The organism is Cellulomonas sp. H30R-01, assembly GCF_010119915.1.
Classification (GTDB): Bacteria; Actinomycetota; Actinomycetes; order Actinomycetales; family Cellulomonadaceae; genus Cellulomonas; species Cellulomonas algicola.
The window spans coordinates 107543-126039 of the sequence record NZ_CP048210.1 but is presented as its reverse complement, the minus strand read 5'-3'; the positions used below and the strand labels follow the sequence as shown (position 1 = coordinate 126039).

The window sequence follows — 18497 nt, the reverse complement described above, 5'->3', positions numbered from 1 at the left end:
GCAGGGACCGGGCCCGACGACGCCGACAGGTCAGCCCGCGGCCGGGCCTTCCGGCCACGCGACCTGCGGGCTCGCGTACCAGGCGAACCCGACGTGGTCCCAGAACGCCCCGTGCTGCGCGACGCGCGCGGCGAAGTCGTCCCAGTCGCGGTGCTCGGGTGCGGTCCACGCCACCTCCGCGACGGCGGCGAGCCGCGGCAGCAGCATCGACGTGAGCTCGGTGAGGTTCGTCAGGGTCTCCGAGAAGACGGCGGCCTCGACGCCGACGACGGCCTCGGCGGGGATGCCCGCGATGAGCGTCGACGGCTCCCACTCGTAGGAGTCGCGCAGCTCGACGTGCCCGGCCCACTCGAGGCCGAGCTGCGTGCCCGCGTCGTACTTCATGTCGAGGTACGCCTTCGACGCGGGCGACATGAGCACCCGGGCACCGGCCTGCGCCGCGGCGACGAACGGCGCGGGGTCGGCGTTGATGTCCCAGTACTGCACGACCGTGCCGGGCTCGAGCGGCGTCGACGCGATCTCCTGCCACCCGACGACCTTCTTGCCGGCGTCGCGCACGACCGACGACACGAAGCCGACGAGGCGCGCGTACTCGTCGTGGTCCATCGTGAGGACCTCGTCGCCGCCGATGTGCACGTACTCGCCGGGCGTCATGGCCGCGAGGTCGGTGAACACGTCGCGCAGGAACCCGTGGGTCGCGGGCAGGTCGTCGTGCAGGCGGCTGAACCCGACCTCGATGCCGGTGTACTCGTCGGTCGGCTCGCCGCTGGGCGTGAGCTCGCCGTACGCGTGCGTCGCCGCGTTGACGTGGCCGGGCACGTCGATCTCGGGGACCACGCGGATGCCGCGCGACGCGGCGTAGTCGGTGATCTCGGCGAGCTGCGCGGGGCTGTAGAAGCCGCCCGGTCCGCCGCCGACGGACGTCGACGCCGAGACGCGCGTGAGGTGCGGGCGCGACGGCAGGTGGACGCGCCAGCCCTGGTCGTCGGTCAGGTGCAGGTGGAGGACGTTGAGCTTGTAGTGCGCGAGCAGCCCGATGACGGACTTCACGTCGTCGACGGTGAAGAAGTGCCGGGCGACGTCGAGCGACAGGCCGCGCCACGCGTAGCGGGGGTGGTCCTCGATCCGGACGGGCGCGATGGTGAGCCGGCCGTCGCCCGTGTCCTGGATGACCTGCCGCAGCGTCACGACGGCCCGCACGAGCCCCGCGGGCGTGCGCGCCTGCAGGTCGACCCGGTCGGGGGTGACGACGACGCGGTACGCCTCGTCGGACGCGGGCAGGTCGTCGGTCACGCTGAGCCGCACGACGCTCCGCGCGCCGCCCTCGGTGTAGCGCACCTCGACGGGCCGCCCGGACAGGCGTCCCAGCAGGTCGGCCGCGAGGACCCCGACGGCGACGAGCTCGGGGGCGCTGTCGACGACCAGGATGGTCGGCGCCGTCAGGACGAACGGCTCCTCCCCCGTGCTCTCCAGCAGGACGGGACGGGGGATGACGGCGACGGTCCGCACCGGGTCTCCTTCTCGGGGGCGGGCGCCGGGGACGGGCGCCGGGGGCACGCTACTGGACGCGGGCGATGCGGCGGGCGATCACGGCGCACGTCGCGAGCTGCAGCTGGTGGAAGACGATGACGGGCAGCGCGACACCCGCCGCGACGACGGGCGTGAACAGCACCGCCGCCATGGGCAGACCGGTCGCGAGCGACTTGGTCGAGCCGACCATGAGGAGCGCGGCGCGGTCGGCCCGGTCGAGCCCGAGGCGTGCGCCGCCCCACCACGACGCCGCGAGCACGCCCCCCAGGACGAGTGCGCACACGACCACGAGGACGAGCAGCGCGACGGCGGTCACGTCGTCCCACGCGCCCGACACGGACGCCTGGCTGACGGACGTGTAGGCGACGAGCAGGATCGTGCCGCGGTCGGTGAACCGCGTGAGCCGCGCGTGCCGGCGCACCCAGCCGCCGATCCACGGCTGCACGACCTGACCGACGGCGAAGGGCAGCAGGAGCTGCAGGAGGATGCCGGTGAGCGACCCGCCGTGGGCGCCGCCGGTCGCGGTCATGAGCACGCCGACCATGAGCGGCGTCAGGACGATGCCCGAGACGTTGGAGATCGTCGCACCCGTGATCGCGGCGGCGACGTTGCCGCGTGCCACGGACGTGAACACCACGGACGACTGGACGGTCGACGGCAGCAGCGTCAGGTAGAGCACGCCGCGGCGCAGGTCGGGGGCGAGGACCGCGTCGGGCAGCAGCTGGACGAGCAGGCCGAGCACGGGGAGCAGGACGTAGGTGGCCGCGAGCATCGAGCCCTGCAGGCGCCAGTTGCGCAGGCCGTCGAGCACCTCGCGCGTCGGCATGCGTGCGCCGTAGAGGAAGAACAGCAGCACGATCGCGCACGTCCGGACGGTGCCGAGCACGTCGGCGAACGCCCCCTGGGCGGGGACGAGGAGCCCGAGCAGGAGGACCGCGACGATCATCACGACGAGCGGGTCGACCCACCCCCGCAACGTCTGGACGAGGCGGGGACGGTCGGGGCGTGGCACCGGCCCATCATGCCCGCGCGTCCAGGATGCGAGCGCATCGGGGCACCCGGATGCACCCTTCTGTCCCGTTTTGGACCACTCTGCCGGGTGACGTGCGTCGCCCTGGGTCCGCTCGCCGCGCGCTCTCACCCGATCGGCTCTAGTTTTCCGGCTACCGGAATGAACCCCGATATGTCAAGGAGCTGTACATGACCCCCGAAGGCATCATCAGCGCGATCATCATCGGTGCGATCGTCGGCATCCTCGGCCGCCTGCTCGTGCGCGGCCGGCAGCGCATCTCGATCCTCCTGACGATCGTCGTCGGGATCGTGGCCGCCCTCGTCGGCACCTGGCTCGCCACGCTCATCGGTGTCCGGGACACCGGTGGCGTCGACTGGATCGAGCTGTTCCTGCAGATCGGCCTCGCCGCGATCGGTGTCGCCGCAGTGGCGGGCAGCGGCCGCCGCCGTCGCAGCATCCTCTGACGGAGCCGCGCCCGCCCCGGCGCGCGACAGCACCACCGCACCAGCCTCGAAGGGCCTGGACCGTCATCTCGGTCCGGGCCCTTCGGCCGTCCGGGGCCTGCGGCTGTCGGGCCGCTCCTGCGGCCGTGCCCACCGCCGACACGTGCGCACCCCGGACGACGGCTACTGCACGCGCGGTGCGGCCGCCGGCTCGCGGAGGACGCTGATCTCGACCCGGGAGCGGAGCCGTTCGGACGGCAGGACCTGGGCGAGCTCCTCGAGGACGCCGTCGCAGGCCGCCACGACGGCGGGGAGGTCGGCCGCGGGGTCGACCGTCGTCCGCAGCCGCACGACGAGCTCGCCGCGGTCGCGCAGCACCGAGCCGCGCGCCGACCGCACGTCGGGTGCCTCGGACAGCACCTCGGCGGCGACCGCGACGGCGGGTCCGGGATCGACGGTCAGGCGCCCGGCCCGGTCGCCTGCGGGCAGACGCAGCGGGCCGACCGACCTGCGTGGCAGGTGCGCGAGGAGCCACCACAGGCCGAGAGCCACCAGGGCCACGCCGGCGAGCGCCAGCAGCAGCGGATAGCTCGACGCCTCCGTCACCGGCTCCGTGTCCACCGCGAGCCGGTCCGGCGCCGACGGCCACACCGCCGTCAGGAACCCGATCTGCCAGCCGACCGCGGCGACACCCGCCACGACGAGGACCACGCCGAGGAGCAGCAGCAGGACGCGGTCGACCGCGAGGACGGAGCGCTTCATGAACCCGTCCCTCCGCTGCGCAGCTCGTCGCTGACCCTGCTCACGACCTTGACGGACGGGGGCGCGGACAGCGGCGCGAGCTGGCGCGCCACAGCCGCCTGCACCGGCCCGGTCACCTGCGCGCCCGGAGGCACCGTCACGGTGACCGTCACGGTCCGCCGGGTGGCTGTGGCGTGCGCCGCGAGCACGTCGTCGACGTCGAGCGCCGCCATCCGGGCGAGCCGCGCCGCGTCGACCACCCCGATCGTCACGCCGGTCGAGGTCGCCGCAGCAGCCCCCGCGGTGGAGACCGGGAGCCTCGTCCGCCGGCGCCGTCCGAACGCCTGCAGGACGAGCCACAACCCGAGCAGGGCCACGACGGCGCCGATCACCGCGACGGCGACCGACGGCGCCAGGCCGTCGAGCGCGTCCGCCGCGGGCACGAGCCACGGCGTGCCGTCGACGCGGCCGTCCGCCACGAGCGCCTCGCGCACGCACAGGACACCGAGGGCGACGACGAGCACCGCCAGCACGATGCCGAGCACGCCCGCACGGGCGGTGCGGCTCGCGTCCCGAGCGGGCGCGAACCCCGACGGCGGCGTCTGCGACCGCGTCGGCGTCGGCGTCCCGGTCTGCGTCATCGCACCCTCGCCCTCGGCCGCGCCGCCGCGTTCCGCACGACGTCGCGCACCCGGACGTCGACCCGCCCGACCTTCTGACCGGCCTGCCGCGCGAGCTCGCGCGCCACGGCGTCCTGCACCGCGGTCGTGACGCGCGCGGCCGACGCGGGCCACTCGAGGGCGATCTCCACCTCGACGGCCGCGTGGTCGCCCGCACGGTGCCAGAAGACGCGCGGGAACCCGCGACCCAGCGTGCGCTCGACCGCGCCTGCGTGCTCCTCCGACGCGACGCCGGGCACCTCGAGGGCCACCTGCCGCGTGATCGCCGTCAGGGCCCGGTCGGCGATGGTCAGCGAGCCGCGCGCGCCGGCGTCCGGCTCAGCCACGGCGTCGGCCCGTCAGCGCACCCGTCACGTCGAGGCGCCCGTCCACGGCGAGCCCGACGGCGACGCCGACGCCGCCCAGCACGAGGGCCAGCAGGAACATCGCGAAGCCCCCGACGGCGGCGACCAGCGCGAGCAGGAGGCCGGCGAACAGGCCGATGGCAGCAGATGACATGGTCACTCCTCGGTCGGGTCGGCAGGGTCGTCGAGGTCGTCGACGTGCACCCGCACGGGCATGGGTGCGACGGCGGACACGGCCCGCTGCACCCGGGCGGCAGTGTCGGCGACGGGCTGCGTCGCCGAGACGACGACGTGCACCTCGGTGCCGCTCTCGTCGATCCGCACGCCCGTCACGCGACGGCCGGGCAGGTACGTGCCGAGCCCGCCGAACGGCCCGCCGTGCAGGCGCACGACGCCCGGGACGGCGAGCACCACGGCCCCGACGACCTCGGCGAGCGAGCCAGGCTCGGGGACGTCGGCGAGGACGCGACCCGGGTCGCCCGGTCGGACCTGCTCGTCGACCGGGTGCCCGCGGCCGGGCGTGGTCAGGTCGCTCACTGGACCCGCTGCTCCTGCGGCGGCGCAGGCTGCGGGTCGTCCTGCGGCAGGTGCACGTCGTTCACCGCGACGTTGACCTCGACGACGTGCAGACCTGTCATCCGCTCGACGGCGCTGATGACGTTCCGGCGGATGCCGTTCGCGAGGTCGGTGATGGAGACCCCGTACTCTGCGACGAGGTCGAGGTCGACCGCCGCCTCGGTCTCGCCGACCTCGACCGAGACACCCTGCGAGTGGTTGGTGCGGGCCCCGGGGATGCGCTCGCGGAGCGTGCCCATCGCCCGGGCGGCCCCGCCGCCGAGCGCGTGCACGCCGGACACCTCGCTCGCGGCGATGCCGGCGATCTTGCTCACCACGGTGTCGGCGATCGTGGTGGTCCCCTCGGGCGTGACGAGCGCGCTCTGGCGGGACGCGACCGGCGAGGTGGTGACGGTCTTGGCGGAGGACTCGGTCATGGTGGCCTCTCTCGACGGGTGCCACGGCGGGCCGGAGCCGGCGGTGCCGCGACGGTGACGCACAGTTGGTCGCCGCTGCGCCGGATTCGTCACGCGCGTCGGGAAGATCCGTTCCGGATGCGCGGCCCGCGTCACCACGGGAGTGTGCGAGGAGTGGACGACGAGGGGACGCCCGACGCGGTGCTGGCCCGGCGTGCGGCGCTGCACGACCACGCCGCGTTCCGGGCGATCGTGGACCGGCACGGCCCGGCCCTCTACCGCTACGCGCGGCGGATGCTCGACAGCCCCGCGGACACCGAGGACTGCGTGCAGGAGGCGTTCGCCGCCGCGTGGACGTCCCTGCCGCAGTTCGAGGGCCGGTCGTCCCTGCGCACCTGGCTGTTCTCGATCACCGCGCACAAGGTCCGCTCGCTCCAGCGCCGCCGGGCACGCGGCGCGCTCCCGCTCCCGTTCAGCCCGGACGAGAGGGTCGACCTGCGCGTGGCCGACCCGCAGCGGTCTCTCGAACGCTCCGACCTGCTGGGCGCGCTCCACGCGGCGCTCCGCGAGCTGCCCGCAGGACCCCGGTCCGCGTGGCTCCTGCGCGAGGTCGAAGGACTGAGCTACGAGGAGATCGCCCAGATCTCGGGGACGAGCGCGAGTACCGTGCGAGGTCAGCTCCACCGCGCTCGCGCGCACCTGGTCAAGCGGATGGAGGAGTGGCGGTGAACGGCGAGCAGGTTCTCGACCAGGCGACCCGAGCGCTGCGTCAGCACACCGACGCGGGCTGGGTCGGGCTGCGCGACGACGTCGTCGCCGCCGCCGTCCGCGCCTTCCGCCCCGCCGCGCCCGTCCGCGGCAGCTCCGTCGACGGTGAGCTGTGGGTCACCAGCACCGTGCTCGTCGCGCAGGTCCGCGCCGCCCTCGACGGCCTCGCCGACGCCGCAGCGCTGCGGATCACCTGCACGACCACCGCGGACGACGCGCTCGACCGGCTCACCGTCGAGGTCGTCGCGCTGTACGGCACGCCCTTGGTGCCCCTCGCGACGCGCATCCGCGCGCGGGCGGCCGACGCCGTCGCCGCCACCCTCGGCCTCGACACGCCGCCGGTGGCGCGCGTGCACGTCGACGTCTCGGTCCACGACGTCACGGACGACCCTCGGACCCTGTGACACGGCATCCCGGACGGTGAGCCGCGCTCCGGATCGACGGGAGCGCCGACGCCGAGGGGCGTGCCTCGCCCACCGGCTCGCGGGCAGGTCAGCTCACCCAGTGCGAGACCAGCAGCCCGGTGGCGAGCACGACGGACGCGACCGACACGACCAGCGCCGCCTTCTGGAGCGCCCTGCTGCCCGCGCTCCCCCGGAGCCGCACGATCGCCCAGACGAGCGCCGCGACCGCGACAAGGGGGAAGACGAAGAGCGCGAGGCTGGCGACCGCGCACACCAGCAGCCAGACGTCCGCCCACGCCACAGGTGCCGGAGAGGGTGGGGCGGGCGTGGTGCTCGCCGCGATCTGCTCGACGGGCCCGAGCTCGGCGATGACCCGCTGGACGGTCGCGTCCGAGTCGCCGTCCCGCGCGAGCACCTCCGCAGCGTGCTCGCGCATCGCCTGGATCGTCTCGGCGCGCTCGCGCGCGTCCGTGCCCACCAGTGCGCGATCCAGGTCGGCGAGATAGGCCTCGAGGCGCGCGGGCAGTCGGGTCGTGGTCATGAGTGCTCCTCGATGGTGGTCGTGACGTCGGCGGCGAAGCGCCCCCAGGTCTCGATGAAGACCTTCAGGGCGGACTCCCCGGACTCCGTGAGGCGGTAGTACCGGCGCGGCGGGCCGACCGGAGACGGTTCCAGCGTCGTCGTGACCCACCCCTGCTGACGCAGCCGCGACAGCAGCGGGTAGAGGGTGCCGTCGCTGTCGAACAGCACCTTGTCCTGTCGGAGACGGTCGGCGATCTCCAACCCGTACGCGGGCCCGGAGCGCAGGCAGGCGAGGACGCAGAAGTCGACCGTGCCCTTGCGCAGCTGCGTCAGGACCGACGCCGGCGTTGGTTCCATGCAGTACACGGTAGGCGGTTGCATGCATCGCACGCAACCGGGTGGCGGTCCAGGCGCTGACCGCCGAGCCACGACGGGTGCGGTCCCGCCGAACGCGGTCGGAGAACGACGAAGGCCGGACCCTGGTGGGTCCGGCCTTCGTCGTGCGGTGGAGCTGAGGGGATTCGAACCCCTGACCTTCTCATTGCGAACGGATTGGAGGCCTGAGCCAGGGTCCGCAGCCTGCGTGCGACGGTTGCATGACGTGCGTCGGGAGCCCACGAGTCGCAGCTCGGGGGTACGCGGGGGGTACGCAGAGGGCGGTTCCGGGAAGGCCCGGACCCGCTCTTCGTCATGTGGCCGGCTGGACGGGTGGGGTGCGCGCAGCGAGCGAAGCGAGTGGAGCGCGGGGCCCCGCCCGGGAGGCCGGCTCGCGCGGCGGAGCCGCGCGCTTGAGTCAGTAAGGAAAGTTCTCACACAACGCGAGCGGGGCCGGCTGTCCTGTCTCGGGACCTGCTTGACACCTCTGTCTCAGGACGTGCTTGACAGCTGCCGTGATGACGGGCTCCTCCTCGACGATGTTCGCGGGCGTCGTCGGAGCGGAGGCCGGGATTGGCACTGGTTGCGTTGTCGGTGGTCGAGCGCAGGTTGGACGCGGTCCGGGCGGTGCTGAGCGGGGTGCCCGTGACGGAGGTGGCCCGGGGGGTGGGGGTCTCTCGGCAGTCGGTCCATACGTGGGTGGCCCGGTATCTGTCCGGTGGAGTCGCCGGGCTCGCGGACCGGCCCACACGCCCGCGAGTGAGTCCGGCCAGGTCTTCGCGCGAGGTCGAGGTCGTGGTGGTGGAGCTGCGGCGGGAGCATCCGCGTTGGGGTGCGCGGCGGATCCGGTTGGAGCTGCTGCGCGGGGACGACCCGCCCTGGCGGCCCGGTGAGGGACCGGCGGTGCCCGCGGTGCCGGCGGTGGCGACGATCAACCGGATCTTGCTGCGGCATGGGCTGGTCAAGGCGCGCCCACGGAAGCGGCCGCGGTCGTCGTTCCAGCGGTTCGAGCGGCCCGGGCCGATGCAGTTGTGGGGCATCGACATCGTCGGCGGGATCGAGCTCGTGACCGTCACCGGAGAACTGCGCGAGGCGAAGATCGTCACCGGGGTCGACGACCACTCACGGTTCTGCGTGATGGCCGCCGTCGTCGAGCACGCGACCGGCCGAGCGGTCTGCCTGGCGTTCGCCCGCGCGTTGGCGGAGCACGGGGTGCCGGAGGAGGTCATCACGGACAACGGCAAGCAGTTCACCGCCCGGTTCGCCCGGGGCGGTGAGGTGTTGTTCGACAAGATCTGCCGGAACAACGCGATCACGCACCGGCTCACCGCGCCCGCCTCTCCGAGCCAGAACGGGAAAGTGGAGAGGTTTCACGGCACGTTCCGGCCCGAGATCGGCGAGCTGGGCCCGTTCACCTCGTTGGCCGAGGCGCAGGACGCGGTCGATGCGTGGGTCGCGCACTACAACACCGAGCGTCCCCACCAGGGGTTGGACCCGAACGCGCCCGTGATGCCCGCGGACCGGTTCACGACGACGAAGGCGGAGGTCGCGCTGCCGCTGTGGGTGCCGCCTTCCCTCGAGCTCGCGCCCACCGCGGCCGCGGATGCCTCGCCCGAGGCCGCCGCAGCTCTCGGGGATCGACCCGCGCGCGGTGCGGGTTCCGGGGCGGCGGTCGAGCTCGAGAAGATCGTGCCGGCCTCGGGGAACATGACCGTGACTCATCAGCAGGTCTGGATCGGCCCGGACCGGGCGGGGCAGACCGCGCGGATCTGGGCGGACTGCGAGTGGGTGCACGTGTCCATCGGGGCCCAGCGGATCAAGTCGGTGCGGTCCCGCCTGAGCGTCAACGACCTGGACGTCCTGGCCGCCCGCGGCGCGTGGCCGGCCGGAGACCCGCCTGCGTCCACCCGTGCCCGGCCCCGGGACGGCGCGGTCGAGATCCACCGGACCGTCAACCGCAGTGGGAACATCTCGCTGGGCAACAAGACGTGCACGGTGTCCGAGACGTTGGCGGGCCGCAGGGTGGGGGTGAGGATCGAGGACGACGCGCCGCTGATCTTCTTCGACCCGGCCACCAGGATCATCCTGCGGACCAGGCCGAACCCCCTGGCCCGCGGTGAGCAGTACGCGCTCCAGCAGGCCGTGCCCGCCGGCGAACGACCCCGCCCCGCGATCGAGCCGGTCACGGTGCAACGGCGCGCCTCGGCCACCGGCGTCATCGTCGTGGCCGGGCAGAAGGTGCCCCTTGGGCGGATCAATGCCGGCGCGACGGTGACCGTCCACGCCGCGCAGGAGACCTTGGCGATCGACTTGCCCGACGGAGACACCACCGTCGTGCGCCGAACCAACGAACACGCCGTGCGCAGCATTAAGGGGCAACGGCCGCGCACGGCTTAGGGCATCGTTCACCGGGTGAGCGCGCGGGAAGACTACGACCGGAAGACGGCCGCCCTGGTCGGACTACGGATCGAGGCCGTCGAGTACTGGGACATCCACCTCTACGGCGAACCACGAGAGTGGGACCACGGGGACTGGCATCACGCCGTCATGGGCGTCGGGCTCACGACCAGCACGGGGCCGGTGTCGGTGCTGTGGACCAACACGTTCTACCCGCATGGCGTCGAGGTCTTCCCCGACCCGATGACCTCATTCCTTCGCCAGGACGAATACGGACCGGAGAACTGGTCGGTCACCGACCACCCCGAATGGCGGGCACGCACCGGCCAACCGATCACCGCCGCCACGACCCACTGGGAACAGATCGAGCTCGGACCGGGCAGGAACGGCTACGGCCGCATCGTCGAGCCCGCGCGGACGGTCTCAGTGCCGGTCGCGCTCCGGCTCGACTTCGCCGCCGGCCCGGTCTGGTTCATCGCCGGCATCCCGCAACAAGACGACACGCCCGCCATCCCCGACGACGAGATTGTCATCGCCTTCACCACGGACGTCATGCTCCGGTTCGGCTACCCCGCCGACCCCTTCACGCTGACCTGACGCATCACGCGCGGCCTAGCATCGAGACACAGGGGCCGCGCACCGCTGAACCCTCCGTTTCCTAGGCGATCTGTCAAGCCGGTCGTGAGACGGAAGCGTCAAGAGGGTCCTGAGTCAGGACAGCGAGCGGGGCCGGCCCGTGTCAGTGAGTGCGCGTCCGGAGGCCTTCTCAAGGCCCGGACTAGAGCCAGATCTCCGCAACAAGGGTGGCGAGTCGCGACGCTGTGGTGGACGGTCCACCCTGGCCTCACGCCGATGGTCCGGTGGAGGGGGGCGTCTTCACGGCCGTACGCGACGGGGGTGCCTGGACTCGGGGAAGCTCGTCTTGAACCACTCGTCGGCAGCGGCCCGACGCTCAGGATCCACGTGCCAAGTCCGGCCCCACGACACGATGCCGTCGACGTAGCCCGTAGTGACGCCGTCCCCGACGGCGGTTGGCTCGATTTCCTCCCCGTCGTCGTCGAACCAACCGCCGCGCTCCGCCTGCTCGTGCAGATGATCCTGAGCACTTCGGATGACGGCTTCGGCGCTCCGCTCAACCCTGCTGAGGAAGGCCACATCCGGCGGAGCCACGAACATCGCCCACCGCTGAACCGACATGCGAACCCGGCGCTCTAGGTCGCGGCGAACCTCCCAGTTGAACGGGTACATCCGATACTCGGTCAGTTCGGCCAAGAAGTCCGCAAACGCTTCCATGCGCCGTTGCTCAAGTCCCAGCGAGCGCTCCCGCTCGAGTTGCTCAGCAAATCTGCCGCGCTCTTCATCCAACTGCCGCTCAAACTGGTCGCGGTCGTGGCGAAGCGTTCGCCGGAGGACAAATACCGCAACCACGATCGAGGCGAGCGCACCGAGGATCGCACCGACCCAGCCGTCAAATGCCACGCTAGGTTCGAAAGCACCAGGAGCAGTCATGCGCATACCCCTGACCATATCGCTTGTTGGGCAGGTGCGACGGCGGGCCACCGTGGCCGAGATGTTCTGCCGTCCGACCGGACACAGGGGAGAGTCGACCGGCAAACTCGGCACAACTGGCGCAACGACCGAGGGAAAGGTTCAAAACGTCTAGCTCACCGCGTCACACGAAAGTGTCTAGGAAGTCGACAGCGTCGGCCGGCGAGCCGAACGTTGCCTGGATGACGTCAGCGTTCGTGTACGTAATGCGGATCTCGAAACGAACGAACGGCGCCGCCTCAACACCGCACGAGTACCCCTTCACGGCCGCAATCGCGTCTGCGACCAACATAAACCGGGACCCGCTACCGTGTAGGGGCGTAACAACTACGTGATCAATTGTGCGCACGACGCGACGCTCCAACTCTGACACGAACGTCTGCAGCTCGCCGGCGTGTGCAGCACCGAGCGCGTTAGCGAGGTGGCTCTTCTGGGTAGCGCTCAGATTGGCGTACGCGTCGCATTGCGTGCGCCAGAAGGAGTCCGGAGTGTCCTCGCCGAGTCCTTGAATATCAATACCGGCCGAGCGAAACACCTCCACCGTAGTGGCGAACTCAAGGTGAAGGACGACAAACCCGCTCGACCGCAGTTGCTGTAATGACGGTGCCGACCACAGGCCCGCGACCACGGCTGCTGGCGTCGGCTTAACGTTGTTCCACTTCGCGAGTACCGGCAGCACCGCGCCCTGGATCTCCTGCGCCTTGGCCTTCGAGTGCTTGGTGTAGCGCCTCCAGGCGGCCTCGACAAAGGCGGCAGGGTTCCCCGCCTTCGACGCGTCACCACCACGCTCCAGCACGAAGTCGAGGTCGTGCGTGTTGCCGAGGTCGTCCTCCCAACTCACCTTCGCGCCTGGGCGCACCCCCGGTCGCGGCCCCTTGCTGTCCAGGTAGAGGTCATGTCGACTGGCCATGTCTTGCAGCACCGGCCGCAACGCTTCTTCCATCACGTTTCCGATGATCTGCCCCAGCAAGTGCCCCGGCGCCGTAGCCATCAGCCCTCGATCCAGAGTCGGCCCTCATGAAGGGGGTGATCGTGCTTACGGTTCTTCCACTTCGTGTTGCGGTCACGCACTTTCTCAAAGTTCCATGTCTTGAAGCCGGCCGCGACCGCTAGGTCTCCGAGCCAACGTTCGACGGGCACATGGACCCCGTATGGGGCGGAGTCTCCGACCACGTAGCAAACTTTCACACCAGGGGCGCTCGCGCGCCGAAGCGCGTGCCAAACCTGGGCCGAGTCGAAAAAGTAGCCGGCGATCATCAGGTCGTACGCCTTGTTGCCTGCCTTGGCGCGTTTGACGTCCGCAAGTCTGCTGTAAACCTCGAAGAGTTCCTGCCGGATCGGCTCGACAAGCGGCGAATCCAAAGCCTCTGCGGGATCCCACCGACCCATGTGCTGCGTGGCGGACTTTAAAAGCATCTTCCGAAGTGGCCCGAGGTCACCCCAACCGTTGATTTCGCCGAGGAACGACTGCTCGAGGCGCGTGGCGTCCGCGTAGTCGAAGTTGTTGGCGTAGGGCGGCGACGTCAAGATGAGATCAGCCCATCCATCACTGACGCCGTCCAACGTCCGGGCGTCGGCTTCGAAAACCTGGCCCCCCGGTGCAGCCAGGTGGTCCTGCATGGCCCACATGTCATCCGCAAACAGTCGCACGCGAGACTCAAACGCGGCCCGTGGCTCCAACACACGACTCTTGGTCTTGTTCGGCAGGACGTACTGCCACTGCGCTGTGCCTGCTGGAGAGCAAGCACGGATGATGCTGACGAATGCGAGCCACAAGAGCTCGTCGTAGGCGTCTCCGGCCCGCAGGGTCTCGACCGCGTCCCGAACGCGCAGCAACTCTTCAAGAGCAGCCGTGTCAGGAAAGCACTTGGCAATCAAAGGTGACGACGGCCCCTCCACTCGACGCGCACGCTGTACCTCGAGCGTCACGGCGCGCGCGCGCTCGAGGAGGATGTCAGGATCGGCGCGCCATGCGAGCTTGGCCTTGGCGATACGCGAGACAAACGGGTGGACGTCGACACCCATTCCGGACACGCTGGACTGCTCGGCAGCGATCACCGTAGTGCCGGAACCGCCAAACGGGTCGAGTACGCGACGGGCGCCGGAATCTGCGAGAACGGCGCGTGCCCACTGGGCCGAGAAACCTGCGCTGTAACGGAACCAGCGGTGTACCGGCAGCCGCATATTGTCGACGAACGTGGTCGTGTTGCCCCCTCGCCGCGGTGGTGCTTCGAACGGCAATAGAGCCTGGGTCACTCGTCCTCCGGTGTGCTTGCTCGCTGTCGTCAGCGGTTGGTCGACGCGCGGTATGGCACGAACCTACGTCACACGCCCGACAGCGCGTTGGCGCACCGCCGGTCCACGCTCGGCCGGGCTCCCCTCTTGGAACGTCACGATGTCGTGGTGGTGCCTGAGCGGGGTCGCTTCGATCGCGTCCGCTGGTCCCTCGGCTGCGGCGAGGCATCCACTTGGCCCGCCGCCGGCCAGGGCGCTCACTCGGGAGGCCGGTCGCGCCGGGGCCGACGCCGGCATGCGGGGGCGCACCGAGGACGCGGGCAAGCCGGTGCGTGGGGTCGAGCAGCGTGACTGCTTCGAGAGCGACCGCTGATGAGGCGCCGGCTCCTTCCCACCACTGGACGACGGCCCACAGGGTTAGAGCCGGAACGCTGGCGACGTCGACGGCGGTGAAGCGGTTGGTAGTCGAGCCGGTAGTCGATGAGGGCCAACGCCACTTCTGCCGGTCCGGTGGTGTTGGGGGCTGGTGACCTCCGGGCCGGAGGTAGGTGGTCGATTCTCCACGATCGGTTTCGCGCCCTCCTGGCGTCCGGAATGACCGCCCGCGGAGAGGGCGGGCGCGCAACCCGTAGGGCGGCCTCGTCGAGGTCGTCGGGCGGGCTCAGTGAGGGCAGCGAACGCAGCTCGACCACCTCGACGGGTCGGCGGTGTGCCGCTAGTGCGACCGGCCGCGCGGGCGAGCGTGGAGGGACAGGAGGGGACGGCATTACTCTCGGTGCGCGCCTGTTTCGGTGCCTAGTGTCGGTGAGCAGGCTCCCCGTTCGACCGCGGCGCTTACGAAGCGAGATAGTCCTGCCACCGAGAACGGTCGTGTCAGGCGTGAAGGCTTGCTCCCTCGAGATCTACCGGATGCCGATCATCGAAGTGGCGCCGGAGGGTGGTGTCGTTCGTGTCCGCGACGCGCGCCCCGAACGCGCCCGAGCGGGCGCATACATGATCGGCCGCTCGGCTGACAGACTCACAGCCGTGGATCCTAATGAGACGCTGTACTACTGGTCTGCGATCGCACAGCTCCTTCCCGTGCTCGGGCTTGCGCTCGTGCTTGAGGTCCGATTTCTGATCCGCCACGCTCTCCAGCAGAACGATCACGCGCGGCTACGTCGTCTGGGCTGGCCTTTTGGCGCCGTTCTCATATTGGCCGTCGTCGCCGAAGCCATTGCACTACGAGCCTTACAGAGCCACGAGACCTCGTCAGAGTGGACTGTGATGTTTGCCGAGTTTGTCGTCCTGGCGGCGTTTTCTACCCTGGTCTTCACTCCCGGCCTCGCCGTCGCACTCATGGTGTTCCCCCGCTTGCTCCAACCGGCTACAGCGGCCCGCGCCGCATGGCTGGGGATCTCCATCCGCTGGACCCGGCGCCGCCATGTCAGAGACTTGCGCGCTAGGGACCGGCATCTCGCCGCCCAGGGCGTGGAACTGGCAAGGCTGGAGACGCTTCTCCACCAAGCACGCGCCAAGATCGAAGAAGCCCGCGCGCGAGGAGCAACCCCTCAAGACCTGCAGGAGTCGATCCGCATGGCCGCACAACTAGGGGAACGAATTTCGGAGGCTCGTTCACTTACCGAAGAAATGGCTGCAGACGTCCGTGCGGCTGACCAGTGGGACGCCGCCCAGGTCCGCTCGCTGCTTGTGCGGTTAGCGAAGGTCCAGCAGCAGGGCGACTTGTCTGCTCGACGCCACCTCGCCGCCATAGCGGCGCCTGCCGAAGATCTGCTTGCGAGCGGGCGAGGGTCGGCTCGCGGTCGCCGAGCGCAGTTAGGGGCGCGATCGCAGCGGCTTGTGACGAGGTCCCGCCCGCGGCGACGCTGACCTCCTGGCGACGGCCCAGGCCGGGACAGTCACCAAAACCCAATCATTGCGGCGACGCTGGCCAGGGAATCACGACGACCTGACGGACGTGCCGACGTTCGCTGCGCAGCATGCAGTCACGTGTTTTGGCGCCGGCGCCGGCGCCGTCGCCGCGGCGGAGCCGTAGCACCTGCTTGATTGCGAACAGCAGCCCGGGAGCCGCGAGGCCCACAGTCCGTCAGAGTCCTCGGGGCGCGCGATGTCTCCCGGCAGCCAGTCTGGAACGTGCGCTGATTGCTCGGATACACCGCTGGTCCCGACGAGGCCCTGCGCATCGGTTGCGACAGCGGTCGTCGTCAGAGCGGGGCGTTGCCCGCAGCCCGGTACTGCAGGTTGGTGATGGTGACGTTGACATCGTCGACCGTCGGCAGGTCGAGGTCGAGCGTTGACGCGTGCTTCGGATCGATCGACTGCACGAGCCGGTCCCGCCCGGCGATCTGTTCGACGACCTTCGCGCCGCCGTCCAGCCACCACCGGTCCTCGGCTTCGAGACCCACGATCGGATACCACTGCGCGGCTGCCTGCGCGAGCTCGACGTCGATCGCGGCGACCCCGAGCACGAGGCTCCACGTCCCGGCGGTGTCCGAACCGGCCAACGCCTGCCGGTGCAGCCGCGCGGCACGGTGGCGCACCCGCAGCGCGAGCGGGTCAGCCGCGCTCAGGCTGTCCGCCGCGGCTAGCCACTGCGCGTGCACACATTGGGCGGCGTCTAGGTCGTCGGCGCCGAGCGGGACCAGACCGGCGCTGGCGGCGTCCTCGGCCGCGGCCTGCAACTCGACCACTTGAGCGCAGCGGCGGTCGATGTGCTCGGCGTACCGCTCGACCGATTTTCGCTCACGTGCCGAGCCGAACGTCCTAAGCGGCGCTTTGGCGTCCTGCGCGCGAGCAGCGACCGCGGCGAGCACCTTGCGCGCGGCGGCGCGGTCCTGGGCGACGGAGTCATGGTGACCGGGCAGCGACATCGTCGGCTCCTAGAGCGTGTCTCCCAAAGTAATGGTTCTCCTCTGAGTACTAGAGCTGGGCTGCGGCCTCTTTACGCCGACCGCGCGCGCGCTCCGTGGCCTTGGCGCGCACGTCTCGGGAAAACCCGTTCGATCCGAGGAGGTCGAGCACCTGGAGGTCGGTCGCTGTGCGGCAGGCTCGGCGTTGAGCCCAGGGGCTCCAGGTGTCGGCCGGCTCACCCGAACTGGCATCGCCAGCGGCGGCGGCACGAACGAGGACCACGTCGCGGGCACGCTGTTCTGCCATGAGCTGCTCGCGACTCCCGGGTTCGAGTACGTCGAGTGCCAATCGAGACAAGGCCGGATCCTCCCCCTCGATGACCGCGAACACGGGGCTCAGGGCGATGCCCTGGTCGGGTTCCCCACGAACCACATCCAGCAGCAGGCGGTGGAGCGACGGGTCCTTCGCCGCGAGGTGGTAGGCGTCCGAGTGGGGGTCACAGGTGTCAGAGGTCTGCTCCTCTTCGACGAGTCGCTGGCCCAGACGGCGGCGCAGCTCCTGGTACGCGGCCGCCGCGGTCGTAGCGTCGCGCCTCCACTCCGCTGGCTCCGCGGACGTTCGACCTGCCCGCCGTGAGTCTCCCACCCCGGCAGTATCGCGGGTTGCTGGGCGCGAGCACGGCTACACCCGGCCAGGGATAGCCCACTCGGGGACGGCCGAACGTGCCGAGGTTCCGGGCTCGCTCCGTGGCGGAGCCACGCCAACACTGCGGCCAGGACGGCGCCGCCGCGGTAGACCGTGGCGAGCTTGTCGTAGCGCGTGGCCAGCGCACGCCAGTGCTTCAGTGCGTTGAAGGAGCGTTCGACGACGTTGCGGCCGCGGTAGGCGACGGGGTCATAGGTCACGGGCCGGCCACCGTGCGAGCCGCGCCGCTTGCGGTGTCCTTGCTGGTCGCGTGGCTCAGGAATGACCGCGACGATGCCCCGGCGGCGCAGCTCAGTCCGGATCGCGCGCGAGGAGTAAGGCCCTATCCGCGAGCACCGAGTCCGGCCGGGTGCGCGGCCGACCAGGTCCCAACCGTGGTACTCGGATCGCTTCCAGGATCGGCAGACACATGGGGGCGTCCCCGCCTTGGCCGGGGCCAACCAGCACCGCCAGCGGTCGGCCCTTGCCGTCCACGGCGTGGTGGATCTTGGTGGAGAGGCCGCCCCGGGAGCGGCCGATCGCGTGATCAGGCGGCTCGAGTCGCTGATTCATGTGATTCGACTGGGCCCCCTGTGGTGCGTGGCAGGGTCGCGGCGTGCTGGTGGGCTCGGTTGATCGTGGAGTCGATGGAGACCGCCCAGTCGATCTCCCCGGCGGCGTCCGCCTGCGCAAGCAGGGCCGTGAGCACGTCGTCCCAGGTCCCGTCGCTGCTGAACCGCTTGTGTCGCTTCCACACTGTCTGCCATGGACCGAACTCGAACGGCAGGTCACGCCATGCCACGCCGGTTCGGTACCGATAGACGATGCCCTCGACGACCTGGCGATGATCTCTGAACGGGCGGCCTCGACGGCCAGCAGTCGACGGCAGCAGCGGCGCAATCCGCTCCCACTGGGCGTCGGTCAGCACCACGCGACGAGACATGTCGCCAGAATGGCGACCAACCACGCAACCTTTGGGAGACACGCTCTAGC

At 70.7% G+C, this 18497-nt stretch carries 21 protein-coding genes and 2 pseudogenes; 6 read left to right on the top strand and 17 right to left on the bottom strand.

The genetic code is table 11. The annotated features are described in order from the left end of the window. Positions 1-30 precede the first annotated feature (30 nt). On the bottom strand, positions 31-1509 hold the full coding sequence (locus GXP71_RS00590; protein WP_162351065.1) for a family 20 glycosylhydrolase: 1479 nt from the start codon (positions 1507-1509) through the stop codon (positions 31-33). A 49-nt stretch (positions 1510-1558) separates the two neighbouring features. Continuing rightward, positions 1559-2542, bottom strand: a complete 984-nt coding sequence (locus GXP71_RS00585; RefSeq protein WP_370520958.1) for a bile acid:sodium symporter family protein — start codon at positions 2540-2542, stop codon at positions 1559-1561. A gap of 188 nt (positions 2543-2730) precedes the next feature. Between GXP71_RS00585 and GXP71_RS00580 the strand changes: the two genes are divergently transcribed. Next, positions 2731-3006, top strand: coding sequence for a GlsB/YeaQ/YmgE family stress response membrane protein (locus GXP71_RS00580; RefSeq protein ID WP_162351064.1), 276 nt, complete (start codon positions 2731-2733; stop codon positions 3004-3006). Between the two features lie 162 nt (positions 3007-3168). On the opposite strand, the gene GXP71_RS00575 is transcribed toward GXP71_RS00580, so the two are convergent. From GXP71_RS00575 to GXP71_RS00550, 6 genes are read right to left on the bottom strand one after another with little or no spacing between them, the layout of a single operon-like run. Next, positions 3169-3747, bottom strand: a complete 579-nt coding sequence (locus GXP71_RS00575) for a hypothetical protein (RefSeq protein WP_162351063.1) — start codon at positions 3745-3747, stop codon at positions 3169-3171. After that, a complete protein-coding gene (locus GXP71_RS00570) occupies positions 3744-4367 on the bottom strand; it encodes a DUF6286 domain-containing protein (RefSeq protein ID WP_162351062.1) in 624 nt (207 codons plus the stop codon). Before GXP71_RS00570 ends, GXP71_RS00575 begins: the two co-directional genes overlap by 4 nt. Next, positions 4364-4732: an Asp23/Gls24 family envelope stress response protein gene (locus tag GXP71_RS00565; protein WP_162351061.1), complete on the bottom strand. Its 369-nt coding sequence runs from the start codon at positions 4730-4732 to the stop codon at positions 4364-4366. The genes GXP71_RS00570 and GXP71_RS00565 overlap by 4 nt, the downstream gene beginning before the upstream one ends. Continuing rightward, positions 4725-4904 carry a DUF2273 domain-containing protein gene (locus GXP71_RS00560; protein ID WP_162351060.1) on the bottom strand — a complete coding sequence of 60 codons (180 nt, stop codon included), beginning with the start codon at positions 4902-4904 and terminating at the stop codon, positions 4725-4727. Before GXP71_RS00560 ends, GXP71_RS00565 begins: the two co-directional genes overlap by 8 nt. A gap of 2 nt (positions 4905-4906) precedes the next feature. Next, the gene (locus tag GXP71_RS00555; RefSeq protein ID WP_238402531.1) at positions 4907-5287 is read right to left on the bottom strand and encodes an Asp23/Gls24 family envelope stress response protein; all 381 of its coding nucleotides are present in this window, start codon (positions 5285-5287) and stop codon (positions 4907-4909) included. Beyond that, complete coding sequence (locus GXP71_RS00550; protein ID WP_162351059.1) at positions 5284-5742, bottom strand: Asp23/Gls24 family envelope stress response protein; 459 nt, start codon at positions 5740-5742, stop codon at positions 5284-5286. The genes GXP71_RS00555 and GXP71_RS00550 overlap by 4 nt, the downstream gene beginning before the upstream one ends. 153 nt (positions 5743-5895) lie before the next feature. Here GXP71_RS00550 and GXP71_RS00545 point away from each other — a divergent pair, with 153 nt between their 5' ends. Beyond that, positions 5896-6450 carry an RNA polymerase sigma factor gene (locus GXP71_RS00545; RefSeq protein ID WP_202924303.1) on the top strand — a complete coding sequence of 185 codons (555 nt, stop codon included), beginning with the start codon at positions 5896-5898 and terminating at the stop codon, positions 6448-6450. Further along, entirely contained in the window at positions 6447-6893 is a 447-nt protein-coding gene (locus GXP71_RS00540) for a hypothetical protein (protein WP_162351057.1), read from the top strand. The genes GXP71_RS00545 and GXP71_RS00540 overlap by 4 nt, the downstream gene beginning before the upstream one ends. A gap of 88 nt (positions 6894-6981) precedes the next feature. On the opposite strand, the gene GXP71_RS00535 is transcribed toward GXP71_RS00540, so the two are convergent. Together GXP71_RS00535 and GXP71_RS00530 are read right to left on the bottom strand one after the other, a co-directional pair. Next, positions 6982-7434, bottom strand: coding sequence for a hypothetical protein (locus GXP71_RS00535; protein ID WP_162351056.1), 453 nt, complete (start codon positions 7432-7434; stop codon positions 6982-6984). Further along, on the bottom strand, positions 7431-7772 hold the full coding sequence (locus tag GXP71_RS00530) for a PadR family transcriptional regulator (RefSeq protein WP_162351055.1): 342 nt from the start codon (positions 7770-7772) through the stop codon (positions 7431-7433). Before GXP71_RS00530 ends, GXP71_RS00535 begins: the two co-directional genes overlap by 4 nt. Positions 7773-8384: 612 nt before the next feature. On the opposite strand from GXP71_RS00530, the gene GXP71_RS00525 reads away from it, so the two are divergent. Both GXP71_RS00525 and GXP71_RS00520 read left to right on the top strand, forming a co-directional pair. Then, positions 8385-10187: an IS481 family transposase gene (locus GXP71_RS00525; protein ID WP_238402776.1), complete on the top strand. Its 1803-nt coding sequence runs from the start codon at positions 8385-8387 to the stop codon at positions 10185-10187. A 15-nt stretch (positions 10188-10202) separates the two neighbouring features. Beyond that, positions 10203-10784 (top strand): hypothetical protein, encoded by a 582-nt coding sequence (locus GXP71_RS00520; RefSeq protein ID WP_162351053.1) that lies wholly within the window; start codon positions 10203-10205, stop codon positions 10782-10784. A 279-nt stretch (positions 10785-11063) separates the two neighbouring features. Here the strand turns inward: GXP71_RS00520 and GXP71_RS00515 are convergent, their stop codons facing one another. The 4 genes and pseudogenes from GXP71_RS00515 to GXP71_RS20600 form a co-directional block, all read right to left on the bottom strand. After that, positions 11064-11666 carry a hypothetical protein gene (locus GXP71_RS00515; RefSeq protein ID WP_162351052.1) on the bottom strand — a complete coding sequence of 201 codons (603 nt, stop codon included), beginning with the start codon at positions 11664-11666 and terminating at the stop codon, positions 11064-11066. A 193-nt stretch (positions 11667-11859) separates the two neighbouring features. Further along, the gene (locus tag GXP71_RS00510) at positions 11860-12726 is read right to left on the bottom strand and encodes a DNA methylase (RefSeq protein ID WP_162351051.1); all 867 of its coding nucleotides are present in this window, start codon (positions 12724-12726) and stop codon (positions 11860-11862) included. Beyond that, positions 12726-13991, bottom strand: a complete 1266-nt coding sequence (locus tag GXP71_RS00505) for a site-specific DNA-methyltransferase (protein WP_238402529.1) — start codon at positions 13989-13991, stop codon at positions 12726-12728. Before GXP71_RS00505 ends, GXP71_RS00510 begins: the two co-directional genes overlap by 1 nt. A 319-nt stretch (positions 13992-14310) precedes the next feature. Continuing rightward, positions 14311-14595, bottom strand: a pseudogene (locus GXP71_RS20600) (hypothetical protein); the annotation flags it as partial. A 284-nt stretch (positions 14596-14879) separates the two neighbouring features. On the opposite strand from GXP71_RS20600, the gene GXP71_RS00495 reads away from it, so the two are divergent. Beyond that, the gene (locus tag GXP71_RS00495) at positions 14880-15839 is read left to right on the top strand and encodes a hypothetical protein (RefSeq protein ID WP_162351050.1); all 960 of its coding nucleotides are present in this window, start codon (positions 14880-14882) and stop codon (positions 15837-15839) included. A gap of 335 nt (positions 15840-16174) precedes the next feature. On the opposite strand, the gene GXP71_RS00490 is transcribed toward GXP71_RS00495, so the two are convergent. The 3 genes and pseudogenes from GXP71_RS00490 to GXP71_RS00480 form a co-directional block, all read right to left on the bottom strand. Then, positions 16175-16840 carry a hypothetical protein gene (locus tag GXP71_RS00490; protein ID WP_162351049.1) on the bottom strand — a complete coding sequence of 222 codons (666 nt, stop codon included), beginning with the start codon at positions 16838-16840 and terminating at the stop codon, positions 16175-16177. 49 nt (positions 16841-16889) lie between these two features. Next, positions 16890-17465 carry a hypothetical protein gene (locus tag GXP71_RS00485; protein ID WP_162350965.1) on the bottom strand — a complete coding sequence of 192 codons (576 nt, stop codon included), beginning with the start codon at positions 17463-17465 and terminating at the stop codon, positions 16890-16892. Between the two features lie 107 nt (positions 17466-17572). Continuing rightward, a pseudogene (locus tag GXP71_RS00480) lies at positions 17573-18447 on the bottom strand (IS5 family transposase); the annotation flags it as partial. Between the last annotated feature and the right edge of the window lie 50 nt (positions 18448-18497).